The following is a 12,910-nucleotide window of genomic DNA, read 5'->3' on the forward strand; positions in this document are numbered from 1 at the left end:
AATGCGACTAAAGCTTCTTGCGGCCGTCTCTCTGCTGTTGTCATTGCCGGCAATCTCCAATGCACAGTTCCTGATGGATATGATTGATACCACCACCAGTGTTGGTAAGGGAATGTTTTCATTATACCAGAAGTATGACGCGGTGCGTTTCAGCGGCTATATACAACCGCAGTTCCAGTATGCTACCGGGAAGGGAATAAGCAGTTATGCCGGCGGTAATTTCCCGGCCCAGGTAGATAATCGCTTTACCCTGCGCCGTGGCCGTTTTCGCCTGGACTATGCCCGCTATGATGAAGAGCATATGCCGGTGGTACAGTTTGCTTTTCAGTTTGACGGTACAGAGAGGGGTGTTTTCATACGCGATTTCTTTGGGCGTGTTTTCGAGAATAAATGGGATGTTTTCTCCATAACGGCCGGGATGTTTGCCCGTCCTATCAGCTATGAGGTGAACCTTTCTTCCGGCGACCGTGAAACACCGGAACGCGGGCGCATGTCGCAGATACTGATGAGAACGGAGCGGGACATTGGCGCCATGGTCACTTTTGAACCCAGGCGCAAGAATCATCCATTACGTTTTTTCAAGATAGATGCAGGTCTGTTTAATGGTCAGGGCCTTACCGCCACAAGTGATTTTGACAGTCATAAGGATATCATTACCCGCTGGGCTATAAAGCCTATTAAGCTGAATGACCGTAACTGGCGCTTATCTGCCGCGGTATCTATGTTGTACGGAGGTATGGAGCAGTTCACACCATACATCTACAGGATGGATGTCAGCAATGGTAAGGAAGTGTTCAGAGTGGATTCTTCCCGCAGTAATGTGGGAAAGATAGCGCCCAGGCATTATTATGGTGCTGATGTACAGTTCAGGATACCTAATGGAAAGGATAAGGGCGCTACGGAGATCAGGCTGGAATACCTGGAAGGTACCCAGACGGCTACTGCCTCTACAACAGAGACACCGGGTACGATACCGGTAAGCGGAGGGGTGAATGCTCCCCTGTATATTCGCCGTTTTGACGGGGCTTACCTGTACTTTATGCAAAACCTGGGGAACCCGAGAGACCTGGTCGTATTAAAATATGACTGGTATGATCCCAATAAGAAACTGAAGGGAAAGGAGATAGGAGAAGATGACAGAGGCGCTACTGGCGCAGATATCCGGTATAATACGTTTGGAGTGGGATATGTGCATTATTTCAATCCCAATACAAAAGTGATGTTATACTATGATATGGTGAAGAATGAGTCTACTTCCCTGGAGGGGTATACTTCAGATATAGATGATAATGTATTCACCTGCAGACTGCAATTCCGTTTCTGATCAATCTCCTGAGCCTAATGTAAACCCGAAGGTAGAGCCGATTTCCGGTTTACTGCGGATGTTGATGGTCTGGCCATGGGCTTCTACAATATGCTTTACGATAGCCAGTCCCAGGCCGGTGCCGCCTATGTCCCGGCTACGTGCCCGGTCTGTGCGGTAGAAACGTTCAAACACGCGTGGCAGGTGTTCTTCGGCAATGCCTATACCATCGTCTGATATTTCTATCAGCACGCGTTTATCATCCATAGTATAGATACTGGCAACAGTGTGTCCATCCTGGCGGCCGTACTTGATGGAGTTATCTACCAGGTTGATCAGCACCTGCCGTACTTTCTCTTTATCTGCCAGTACATGGATGGGGGCTTCGCAACCTTTCTTTACACTGAACTTAATGCCTTTGGTATTGGCTTTCAGGGAGAGTGTGTCAAAGACATCTTTAATGAGGTCCTGGATAGTGAAGTTCTCGCTATTGATGGTCATTTCACCGCTTTCCAGTTTGGATATTTCATCCAGGTCGTCTATCAGCCGGCAAAGCCTGTCAATGTTCTTGGTAGCGTTTTTCAGGAACAGTTTGTTCACGTTCGGATCTTCCAGGGCTCCGTCCAGCAGGGTGTGGATATAGCCCTGTACTGCGAAGATGGGCGTTTTCAGCTCATGGCTGAGGTTGAGCAGGAATTCTTTGCGGAACTCTTCGTTACGGCGCAGCATGTCCAGTTCTTCTTTTTTCTGGCTGGCCCATTTTTCAACGTCTTCGCTTACTTCTTCAATGGTCTTTAAGGGCAGGATGTTCTTGTTGAAGAATTCCTCCCGTTTAGACGCTTTGGTCTGGTAGATGAATTTGTAAATGAGTTTTATTTTCCTGTAGATGAAGTTCTGCAGCGTGTACAGGTACAGATAATAAGATACCAGGAAAGTAAGGATAAATGCAGTCAATACTATTTTCCAGTTACCGTCTATCAACAGGGTACCCAGGGTAATAATTGCTGAAAGTATCAGGGCAGTAAATCCTGCCAGTTTTTGCGGAGAAAGATTCTTGGCTTTAAACATACTCCAGAGTGAGTAATTGTTATAATAGCTGGAAATTAAACCAAATTTTTCACTTGACATAACACACAATACCTCAGTAGTGTATCAGTTAGAGACTAAGCTGAGACAATAAAAGGTCCGTTGATCCGAAGGGAACGGTTGCTACTGAACGAATAAAGATTAAAAGGAGGATTACATCTCGAACTTATATCCTACGCCTTTTACGGTGGTGATAAGGTCTATACCTATTTTCTGGCGTATTTTCCGGATATGAACGTCAATGGTACGGTCGCCCACAATTACTTCTGTACCCCATACCTGGTTAAGGATCTCGTTGCGCAGGAATACGCGGCCGGGTTTGGATGCCAGCAGCTGCAGCAGTTCAAATTCCTTTTTAGCCAGTATGATTTCCTGGCCTTTATATGTTACGGTGAATTTTTCACGGTCTATGATCAGATCGCCCAGTTGTACCTGCATATCTTCCGGTTTGTGCAGGCGGCGGAAGAGGGCATTGATTCGGCTTACCAGTAATTTAGGTTTAATGGGTTTGGCGATGTAGTCGTCAGCGCCCATATTTAATCCGTCAATTTCTGATTTTTCATCATTGAGCGCTGTGAGGAAAAGCACCATGGTATCTTTAAACTCGGGGATCTTCCTGATCTCCCGGCAGGTGTCGATACCGTTCTTATTGGGCATCATAATATCCAGCATGATGAGATCGGGGCGGAAAACTTTAGCTTTCTGCACAGCTTCATTGCCATCTTTGGCTGTGACAGTATCATAGCCGGCTGATTTGAGATTGTAGCTGATAATTTCCAGAATGTCAATTTCATCATCTACCACAAGGACCTTTCCTGCTACCGCTTGGTCTATCATATACTTTGACTTTTAAAGACGGCACAAAATTATATCGCCGTCTCCGCTATTAATGGAAAATTAACATTATCTAATTGTTAATTCGGTCGTTCTGCAAAACATTGGCAGGGATAAAGAAGATACAAAAGCATTGAGAGTGAATGTGTTTACTGAAAATGCTCTCAATGGGTTAAAACTGCATCACACATGGCAAAATTACGGCTTTTTTGGCAGGGAACGTTCAGTTTATGAGGTCTCGCCTTTATTTGTACTGGTATGATTATGATTGTTTCCGGCTAATTTCTTTAGTGCTTTTGACAGTTCTTCCAGCATTTCCAGCTGGGTTTGCTGCATTTCCATCATATCCTGCTGCTGATGAATGAGGAGATGGTCTATTTTTTCATGTAAGATCCTGACTTCCAGCTCAGATTTGAGGTTGATCATATAGTCGTTCTTAGCTCTTATCCTGTCTTTTTCCTCCTGGCGGTTCTGGCTCATCATGATAACAGGCGCCTGGAGCGCGGCAAGGCAGGACAATATGAGATTGAGCAGGATAAAGGGGTAAGGATCGAAGCCCTTGTTGGCCAGGATATAGATGTTAGCTGCCATCCAGAGCAGGATGAATACCAGGAAAGAGATAATGAAGGTCCAGCTGCCGCCGAAGGTAGCTATTTTATCTGCTATGCGTTGACCGGCCGAAAGCGGTGTGCCGTCATCTCCATCTTCCAGTTTGTCTGTAAGTGTCTGATGGTCACGCAGTTTCTCCATCACTGTTTTCTCCATTTCTGTTAGTTCGCCTATCTCTTTGGCAAAAAGATGTTCAAAGTACTTCTGGCGGAAGGCGTTCAGTTCTGCGTCTGCAATATGGGATTTAGCGCCCAGGTGCGGATGTTCCCTGCGAATGGTGTCCAGCAGTGGTTTCCGGAGAGTGCGGCAGGATACTTTCTCTGAAGCGGGGTATTCCTTGCCGGACAGATCACTGATAAATGTCTGCATAAAATAAGAGAGTGATTTGATGTTATAAAAGTAACGCTTCTGGTCCCAAATGCGGTGCTGTTGTATTTTGGTAGTAAATTTGCTATACTGGCTTTATAAGTAATAGTAAAGCACATTTACATTAATGAAAAAATTTATAACTATTTTATTGTGGGCTGTTCTGGTGAGCGGCCTGACCCATGCGCAAACAGCACAGAAAATAGATATACCTATCGGACGTATTGGTTTCCATGACAACATTGACAAAGAGCAGGCAGCAGCACTGAAATTTGATGGTAAGGCAGATAACCTGGTGAAGGTATCTGACGATGAAACCATTAACCTGCAGGTAACAGATGCACTCATTAAACAGGTGGATGATATGCAGAACCAAATAGAGCTGGATTCTACGCTGGACCATCGCCTGAAAATAAAATACCTCTCTGCTCTTTATGTTATGATCCATGATTATAATGTAAAGCGCAGCTACCGTAAAATAGATCCGGAAGAAGCGCCTGTTATTGTAAAAGCTTTCAGGAACATGATGAAGGCAGACATTAAAGGAGAAAGTATCCTGCCTTATGTGCAGGACGTTTCTTTTGATGCAGGAGAAAAACTGATCCAGCCTTTCAGTTCCAATCCCGGTTATAAAGACGCCAAGGGCGTACTGTTTGCCAAATATGCTTTCAATCACCTGGAAACGGTGATGACTGAGATAGGTAATTACCTGGAATACCCGGTTACCGATTCGGTAATAGCCGCGGTAGCAAAGAAGTATCCTAACCAGGTGCTGACCTATGCTACTTCCTACACTCCGGTAGCTACTGCTATTAAACGCAACCAGGACCCTATTGTACAGCAGATCGTTCAGATAGGCAATTCAGGTCAGTCTACCCTGATACTGCCTTTTATTGACGAACTGATGGCCGGTACAACTACGGTAGAGAAGCTGAGCGCTATTGTAAACAATGACGACCAGTACTTCCGCCAGATGGTGAAAAGCGCTATAACTCTGCAGCACCGCAGGAACAATGGAGAGAATATCATTGGTCTGAAAGCCATGATGGAGAATATGCAGGCAAAATCACTCAGATATATCCGCGAGGTGAATGACCTGCATGAGGAGCCGGCGCCTGTACGTTTCCGAGTGGTAAAGGATTTTGCACCGGAGGAGCTGTATTACCTGATCGTAAACGGGCAGGAAGAATTATATACTTCCAGTTATACCAATCATAACAATGCAGGCCTGTATGACCAGATGATGGCGCGGATGAAGCCACCCCGCGGGGATAGCCTGCTGATGCTGGTGGAGTTTGACAGGTTCAAGAAATTCATTGCTATGGCGGCTGGTTTCAATACCCTGGACAACTTCCTGAAATCTATGGCGCCGGAAAATGCCAACTACCTGATGAAGAAGTATGTGAGCAGCCTGGAGAAAACGGAAGACCTGGAAGATGCAGTAGATGTGGCCAACTCTTTTGGCAGTATACGTGATCCTAAACTGCTGGCTTTCCTGAGAGAAGAAGTAAGGAAGAACTATGCGTTCGTATCCCGTAAGAAAGAGAAGAGGGGTACGGTTATCTATGAATTGCTGGGAAGTCTCTTTGATACTGAAACTTCAGACAAAGGTTCTGATTCTGCCAAGGCAACTGATATGGCTGCCAAGTTCCAGCTGCCTCCTATCAATTTTGTTGAGTTCAATACTTTGGTGAGCGATAGCGGAATGATCTATCAGCAGGTGTTCTTCTATGGTGATAAGGACGGTCATGATTCTTATGTAAGTTTTATGGGGAATTTCCCGGCAGGTGAATGGAAGGTGACAAAGAACAAGTACTGGACAACCATCACTTCACTGAAAGGCAAGCCTATTACTATTTTTGCCAACTTGCCGCTGGAAGAGCCGGAAGATAAGACCGCTATTCAGAAGCTGAGTGAATATTTGGATGAAAATGATATTCATCCTACCGTGTTCATTCACAGGGGGCATAGCTATCACGTGAACACTACGCTGGATAACCTGCAGAGCTCTGCCAAGATAGTAGTGCTGGGATCCTGTGGTGGTTATCATAACCTGGCAATTGTGCTGCAGAAATCGCCCGAGGCGCATATCATTTCTTCGAAGCAGGTAGGTACCCGTTTTGTGAATGAGCCGATTATCCGTACGCTGGATGAGACTATCCGGAGCGGGAAGAATGTTGATTGGGTGCAGATGTGGGCGGCTTTAGGGAAGAAGTTTGCAGGGGATGCGCGTAACAGGGAGCTGTTCAGTGATTATGTGCCGCCGCATAAGAACCTGGGCGCTATATTTATCAAAGCATACAAACAGATCATGAAAGAGGATAAATAATTACTGTTTTCTTATCTTGACAAAAACGCTTCTGCCTCAGGCAGAGGCGTTTTTGTTTTGAGCGGTTATCCACCCTAAAAAATCTATACTTTTGTACCGTGGAAAATTCAGCGGTCAAAAAGGTTTTTGATATTAGCTTATTAAGGAGGATATTCACTTTTGCAGTTCCATACAGGCGCTCTTTTTACCTATCCATGTTCCTCACGGTATTACTCGCTGTAATATCTCCCATGAGGCCTTACCTGATACAGCTAACTGTAGATAAATATATTGCCGGTCAGTTCTTGCAGATGCTGATCACGATCACTATTATCCAGATATTGTTATTGTTACTGGAAACGGTGATGCGTTTCTATTTCTCTTATCTCACCAACTGGCTGGGGCAATCTGTTGTAAAGGACCTGCGTGTTACCGTTTACCGGAAGATCATCCATCTGAACCTGTCTTTCTTTGACAGAACGCCTATTGGTACGCTTACTACCCGTACTATTAATGACATTGAAGCTATCAACGACGTATTTTCTGAAGGTCTTATTTCTATCATAGCAGATATGCTGATGATCATGGCTATACTGGTGGTGATGTTTATGGAAGACTGGCGGCTGACATTGATAAGTTTGTCGCCCTTCCCGGTGCTGATCGTTGCCACCTATATCTTCAAGGAAAGCGTCAACAAATCTTTTTACCGGGTGAGGAATGCGGTATCTGCCCTGAATGCTTTTGTGCAGGAGCACCTGACCGGGGTGGCTATTGTACAGGCGTTCTCTGCAGAAAAGAGGGAGTACGCCCGGTTTAAGAATATCAACAAAGAACATCGTTCCGCCAACATCGACGCTATATTCGCTTATTCCGTCTTTTTCCCGGTGGTGGAGATCATACTGGCTATTTCCCTGGGGCTGATGGTATGGTGGGGGGCTAATAAGGTGCTGAACTACGAGGTAACGGAGGGGGTGATGATTGCTTTTATCATGTATCTGAACATGTTATTCCGGCCGCTGCGTATGCTGGCCGATAAGTTTAACACTCTGCAGATGGGGATGGTGGCCAGTGAAAGGGTGTTCAGGATACTGGACAGTGATGATCATATAGCTGACCAGGGTACAAAGGATGCCCGGGCTATAAAAGGAGCTATTTCGTTTGACCATGTATATTTTGCCTATAAGGATGCCGAATATGTGTTGAAAGACATTGATTTCCAGGCTAAGCAGGGGGAAACGATCGCTATTGTGGGGCATACCGGCTCGGGTAAGACCACCATTATCAGTATCCTGAACCGTTTGTATGAGATACAGAAGGGCCGTATACTTATAGATGAGGTTGATATCAGGGATTATTCCCTGCCGGCTCTGAGGAGCAGGATAGGGGTGGTGCTGCAGGACGTATTCCTGTTTGCCGGTTCTGTGTATGAGAATATTACGCTTCGTAACGCTAACATAAGCAGGGAGGAAGTAGAGAAGGCTGCCCGTCTGATTGGCCTGCATGATTTCATTATGCAGTTGCCGGGGGGCTATGATTACCAGGTAATGGAAAGGGGCAGTACTTTGTCTCTCGGGCAGCGGCAGCTTATTTCCTTTGTAAGGGCGTTGCTGTATAACCCGGCTATCCTGATCCTGGACGAGGCCACTTCTTCTGTAGATACTGAGTCTGAAATGCTTATACAAAATGCCATTGACAAGCTGATCTCAGACCGTACTTCCATTGTGATTGCCCACAGGCTGTCTACCATCAGTAAGGCAGACCGGATCATTGTGCTGGACAAGGGAGAGATCCGGGAAATGGGAACCCATGAGGAGCTCCTGAAACAGGAGGGTTTTTATTACAAACTGCATAGTATGCAGTTTAAGCAAACGGGAGTGGCATAGGCCCTGTATTCTGACATAAATCATTATCATTTAAGGAAATATCAGTATATGACTGATACTGGGCAGATTTTTCCGGATCGCCTGCCTTTTTGATAATAAAACTACTATCTTTGCGCAAAATTTCAGACGCGGTGATTTCCTTCAATCTGTTCAAACATAGACTGGTAGCCCTTATTGCTGTACTCAGCATAAGTGGTTTTTCTTCCTTTGCAAACCCGCATGAATCCCAGCATGAGGAGAAACATGAGGAAAAAAAGGGTTTTAATGCCAAAGAGGTTATCCTTGGTCACGTGAAAGATGCGCATGACTGGCATTTACTGGATATTGCAGGTACCCCTGTTACTATCCCTTTACCTGTTATTGTGTATGAAGAGGGAAAAGGCGTAACCTCGTTCTCTTCCTCTAATTTCCATCACGGGCATGCGTCTTATGCGGGATACCGTCTTGTAAATGAGCACTATCTGCATGAGAAGGGGCTGAACCCTGCTGAATATACTGATGGTAAGATCATTGCAGTGGATGCAAATGATATGCCTACCGGTGCAAAGATCTACGATCTGTCTATCACCAAGAACATCACTTCCATGATCATTGCGGCTATTCTGCTGATCTGGATCATGTTAAGCGTAGCCAAGGCCTATACTACCAGGGGCTCCAAGAAAGCGCCTAAAGGTTTCCAGAGCCTTCTGGAGCCTGTGATCATCTTTATCCGTGACGAGGTAGTAAAGCCGAACATTCCGGGTGTGGCTGCAGAGCGTTACACTCCCTTTATCCTGACTATCTTTTTCTTTATACTGATTAACAACCTGTTAGGCCTGGTTCCGGGTTCTGCTAACGTAACCGGTAATATTGCTGTTACAGCTGCGCTGGCCCTGATCAGTTTCCTGTCTACCATGTTTGCTTCCAACAAGCATTTCTGGGCGCATACGCTGAACCCTCCTGTTCCGGGATGGGTAAAGCCGATCCTGGTACCGGTTGAGATCATTGGTATCTTCACCAAGCCTGTATCCCTGATGATCCGACTTTTTGCCAATATCCTGGCGGGTCACATTATCATCCTGAGTATCATTTCCCTGGTGTTTATTTTTGGTTCCCTGAACAGTGGCGCCGGTTATGGTTTCCTGCCAATCACAGTACTGTTTAACATTGTGATGATGATGCTGGAGTTGCTGGTGGCCTTTATCCAGGCGTTCATCTTTGCTAACCTGACTGCTGTGTTTATTGGCCAGGCTATGGAAGTAGCGCATGATGATCATCATGACCATCATGGGGATGACCACAAACATCATTAATAAGTGATGTTACTTAATTAATTTATCGGACATATTAGTAATCAATTATAAATACACATTCATTATGGCAATTTTAACTGTTCTGTTGCAGGCTGCTCCTGAAGCTGCTGCTGCCGCTGCTGCTGCTTCCGGCCTGGCTAAAGCTGGTGGTGCTATTGGTGCTGGTATTGCTGCTATCGCAGCTGGTATCGGTGTAGGTAACATCGGTAAGAGCGCACTGGAATCTATCGCTCGTCAGCCTGAGGCTGCAAACGACATCCGCGCTAACATGATCCTGGCAGCGGCCCTGGTTGAGGGTGTTGCTCTGTTCGGCGTTATCGCTGGTCTGCTGGCAGTAGTGCTGTAAGGCTAAACTTATTACTGCATCCCGCGCACAGGGCAAAGGATGCAGTAATGCTTTAAAAGAATGTGTACACGGATTTGCTATTAATTACTTGCGAACCAAATAAATCTTTATAATCATGGATCTGTTACAGCCAGCGTTAGGCTTGTTTACCATCTCATTACTCATCTTCATTCTCGTTTTCATTATCCTGAAAAAGTTTGCATGGAAGCCCATTCTTTCTACCCTGAAAGAAAGGGAAACTTCTATTGCTGATTCAATTGCTGCTGCTGAAAGGGTAAAAGAAGAAATGGCCCAGATGAAAGCAGAACATGAACACGTACTGGCAGAAGCCAAAGCTGAGAGAAGCAAGATCCTGAAGGAAGCGAAAGAGGCGAAAGATCATATTATCAGCGAGGCTAAAGCTCAGGCTCAGGCAGAAGCTAAAAAGATCATCAACGAAGCATATACTGCTATTGATAATCAGAAGATGGCTGCTCTTACAGACGTTAAGAACCAGGTAGGTAAACTGGTGATCGAAGTAGCTGAAAAGGTACTGCGTAAAGAACTGTCTGATAAAACTGCACAGGAAAGCCATATCAAAGGCCTGGCAGAAGAAATCAAATTAAACTAAGATAAGGCTTAAGGATAGCCAAAAGATATAAAATATGCAGAATCCCCGTTTAGCAAGCCGGTATGCAAAATCTCTGGTAGATCTGTCCTCCGAAAAAGGACAGCTGGAAGCTGTACAGGCAGATATGCTTTTTGTGCAACAACTTTCCAAAACCAATCCTGATGTGGTGGCGCTGTTGAAGAGCCCTATCATCAAGCCTGAAAAGAAGCAGCAGATCCTGGCTGCTATCCTGGAAGGAAGGGTGAATGCGCTCACTGCCGCTTTCGTGAAGCTGCTGGTAAGCAAAGGAAGGGAAAGTAACCTGCCGGAGATAGCAGTAGAATTCCTGAAACAGTACAACGTAATTAAGAATATCACCAAAGTGAAGATCACTACGGCTGTTCCGATGGATGCGGCTACCCTGGAAGTGATCAAAAAGAAAGTTCAGGCCGGCTCAGCAAAGCAGGTGGAGCTGGAAACAGCGGTAAACGCTGAACTGATAGGTGGTTTTGTACTGGAAACGGAAGACAAACTGTTTGACGCTTCCATTCTGCGCGACCTGAAAGATATCAGGAAACAATTTACAGAGAACATTTTCGTTCCTGCAATCAGATAAACAATTAACAGCAGCCGCTGCGTACACGCAAAGCTGTTGTCGTTATATTCATTCTTTTTAACGACTCTTACAAAAAGTTATACATTATGGTGGAGATAAAACCTGATGAAATTTCGGCGATATTACGCCAGCAACTTAGCAACTTCAATGCTGCTGCCGACCTGGAAGAAGTAGGCACCGTATTGCAGGTAGGTGACGGTATTGCTCGTATATATGGTCTTAACAACGTTCGCTACGGTGAGCTGGTTGAGTTCGAAAATGGCGTTAAAGCTATAGCCCTGAACCTGGAGGAAGATAACGTGGGTGTGGTATTGATGGGTGAATCGGGAGAGATCAAAGAAGGTAACAAAGTGCGCCGTACCGGCCAGATCGCTTCCATTAAAGTGGGCGAAGGCATGGTAGGCCGTGTTGTAAATACACTGGGCCAGGCTATAGATGGTAAAGGCCCTATTACAGGTGAACTGTATGAAATGCCGCTGGAACGTAAAGCTCCGGGCGTTCTGTTCCGTGAACCGGTAAAAGAACCGCTGCAGACGGGTATCAAAGCGATAGATGCTATGATCCCTATTGGCCGCGGACAGCGTGAGCTGGTGATCGGTGACCGTCAGACCGGTAAAACTGCCATCTGTATTGACACCATCATCAACCAGAAAGAGTTCTTTGATGCCGGCAAACCGGTTTATTGTATCTATGTAGCGGTAGGTCAGAAAGCATCCACTATTGCAGGTGTAATGAAAACCCTGCAGGAAGCCGGGGCTATGGCTTACACTACCATCGTAGCTGCTTCTGCCGCAGAACCCGCTCCACTGCAGTTCTACGCTCCGTTTGCAGGTGCTGCTATCGGTGAATTCTTCCGTGACACCGGCCGTCCGGCGCTGATCATCTATGATGATCTGTCCAAACAGGCTGTTTCTTACCGTGAGGTGTCCCTGCTGCTGCGTCGTCCTCCCGGACGTGAAGCTTATCCTGGTGACGTATTCTACCTGCACTCCCGTTTGCTGGAACGTGCGGCTAAGATCATCAGCAAGGATGAGATCGCTGCCCAGATGAACGACCTGCCTGAGTCTATCAAACACCTGGTGAAAGGTGGTGGTTCCCTGACCGCTCTGCCTATCATCGAAACACAGGCTGGTGACGTATCTGCTTACATTCCTACAAACGTGATCTCCATCACCGATGGCCAGATCTTCCTGGAATCCAACCTGTTCAACGCTGGTATCCGTCCGGCTATCAACGTGGGTATCTCTGTAAGCCGCGTAGGTGGTAACGCTCAGATCAAATCCATGAAGAAAGTATCCGGTACCCTGAAACTGGACCAGGCTCAATACCGTGAAATGGAGGCTTTCTCCAAATTTGGCGGTGACCTGGATGCTGCTACCAAAGTAGTACTGGATAAAGGTGCACGTAACGTTGAGATCCTGAAACAACCTCAGTTCACTCCATATGCCGTAGAAAAACAGGTGGCAATGATCTACCTGGGTACTAACGGTCTGCTGCGTGATGTTCCTGTTAAGAATGTAAAAGCATTCGAAGACGCGTTCCTGAACGAAATGGAAGTTCGCCTGCCGGAAGTTCTGGGTGAATTCAAAAAAGGTAATCTGCCTGATGACGGTATCAAACGTATGGTTACGCTGGTAAACGAGCTGAAACCAAGGTTCGCTTAATTTTTGGCATAAAC

At 45.9% G+C, this 12,910-nt stretch carries 11 protein-coding genes; 8 read left to right on the forward strand and 3 right to left on the reverse strand.

The window, feature by feature from the left end; translation table 11 throughout:
* The first annotated feature begins 1 nt into the window (after position 1).
* The gene (locus GO493_RS04820) at positions 2-1,324 is read left to right on the forward strand and encodes a porin (protein ID WP_232538734.1); all 1,323 of its coding nucleotides are present in this window, start codon (positions 2-4) and stop codon (positions 1,322-1,324) included.
* Here GO493_RS04820 and GO493_RS04825 read toward each other — a convergent pair whose 3' ends face one another.
* From GO493_RS04825 to GO493_RS04835, 3 genes are all read right to left on the reverse strand, one after another.
* The gene (locus GO493_RS04825; RefSeq protein ID WP_232538735.1) at positions 1,325-2,371 is read right to left on the reverse strand and encodes a sensor histidine kinase; all 1,047 of its coding nucleotides are present in this window, start codon (positions 2,369-2,371) and stop codon (positions 1,325-1,327) included. It lies immediately after the preceding gene.
* Positions 2,372-2,542: 171 nt separating this feature from the next.
* Positions 2,543-3,226: a response regulator transcription factor gene (locus GO493_RS04830; RefSeq protein WP_157304963.1), complete on the reverse strand. Its 684-nt coding sequence runs from the start codon at positions 3,224-3,226 to the stop codon at positions 2,543-2,545.
* A 225-nt stretch (positions 3,227-3,451) separates the two neighbouring features.
* Positions 3,452-4,201 carry a DUF1003 domain-containing protein gene (locus GO493_RS04835; RefSeq protein WP_157304964.1) on the reverse strand — a complete coding sequence of 250 codons (750 nt, stop codon included), beginning with the start codon at positions 4,199-4,201 and terminating at the stop codon, positions 3,452-3,454.
* A 124-nt stretch (positions 4,202-4,325) separates the two neighbouring features.
* Here GO493_RS04835 and GO493_RS04840 point away from each other — a divergent pair, with 124 nt between their 5' ends.
* The 7 genes from GO493_RS04840 (at position 4,326) to atpA (ending at position 12,896) form a co-directional block, all read left to right on the forward strand.
* On the forward strand, positions 4,326-6,527 hold the full coding sequence (locus tag GO493_RS04840; protein ID WP_157304965.1) for a hypothetical protein: 2,202 nt from the start codon (positions 4,326-4,328) through the stop codon (positions 6,525-6,527).
* A 194-nt stretch (positions 6,528-6,721) separates the two neighbouring features.
* Entirely contained in the window at positions 6,722-8,389 is a 1,668-nt protein-coding gene (locus GO493_RS04845) for an ABC transporter ATP-binding protein (protein ID WP_232538736.1), read from the forward strand.
* 110 nt (positions 8,390-8,499) lie between these two features.
* Entirely contained in the window at positions 8,500-9,681 is a 1,182-nt protein-coding gene (gene atpB / locus GO493_RS04850; RefSeq protein ID WP_157304966.1) for a F0F1 ATP synthase subunit A, read from the forward strand.
* 64 nt (positions 9,682-9,745) lie between these two features.
* A complete protein-coding gene (gene atpE, locus GO493_RS04855; RefSeq protein WP_198315482.1) occupies positions 9,746-10,027 on the forward strand; it encodes an ATP synthase F0 subunit C in 282 nt (93 codons plus the stop codon).
* A gap of 115 nt (positions 10,028-10,142) precedes the next feature.
* Complete coding sequence (gene atpF / locus GO493_RS04860) at positions 10,143-10,637, forward strand: F0F1 ATP synthase subunit B (protein ID WP_157304967.1); 495 nt, start codon at positions 10,143-10,145, stop codon at positions 10,635-10,637.
* Positions 10,638-10,671: 34 nt separating this feature from the next.
* Entirely contained in the window at positions 10,672-11,232 is a 561-nt protein-coding gene (gene atpH / locus GO493_RS04865) for an ATP synthase F1 subunit delta (RefSeq protein ID WP_157304968.1), read from the forward strand.
* An 86-nt stretch (positions 11,233-11,318) separates the two neighbouring features.
* Positions 11,319-12,896: a F0F1 ATP synthase subunit alpha gene (atpA, locus tag GO493_RS04870; RefSeq protein WP_157304969.1), complete on the forward strand. Its 1,578-nt coding sequence runs from the start codon at positions 11,319-11,321 to the stop codon at positions 12,894-12,896.
* Positions 12,897-12,910 lie beyond the last annotated feature (14 nt).

This window comes from Chitinophaga tropicalis, assembly GCF_009758205.1.
Lineage (GTDB): Bacteria > Bacteroidota > Bacteroidia > Chitinophagales > Chitinophagaceae > Chitinophaga > Chitinophaga tropicalis.

Coding starts and splice junctions, on each gene's coding strand:
- GO493_RS04820 (WP_232538734.1), top strand. CDS start 2: ATGCGACTAAAGCTTCTTGCGGCCGTCTCTCTGCTGTTGTCATTGCCG.
- GO493_RS04825 (WP_232538735.1), bottom strand. CDS start 2,371: ATGTTTAAAGCCAAGAATCTTTCTCCGCAAAAACTGGCAGGATTTACT.
- GO493_RS04830 (WP_157304963.1), bottom strand. CDS start 3,226: ATGATAGACCAAGCGGTAGCAGGAAAGGTCCTTGTGGTAGATGATGAA.
- GO493_RS04835 (WP_157304964.1), bottom strand. CDS start 4,201: ATGCAGACATTTATCAGTGATCTGTCCGGCAAGGAATACCCCGCTTCA.
- GO493_RS04840 (WP_157304965.1), top strand. CDS start 4,326: ATGAAAAAATTTATAACTATTTTATTGTGGGCTGTTCTGGTGAGCGGC.
- GO493_RS04845 (WP_232538736.1), top strand. CDS start 6,722: ATGTTCCTCACGGTATTACTCGCTGTAATATCTCCCATGAGGCCTTAC.
- atpE (WP_198315482.1), top strand. CDS start 9,746: ATGGCAATTTTAACTGTTCTGTTGCAGGCTGCTCCTGAAGCTGCTGCT.
- atpF (WP_157304967.1), top strand. CDS start 10,143: ATGGATCTGTTACAGCCAGCGTTAGGCTTGTTTACCATCTCATTACTC.
- atpH (WP_157304968.1), top strand. CDS start 10,672: ATGCAGAATCCCCGTTTAGCAAGCCGGTATGCAAAATCTCTGGTAGAT.
- atpA (WP_157304969.1), top strand. CDS start 11,319: ATGGTGGAGATAAAACCTGATGAAATTTCGGCGATATTACGCCAGCAA.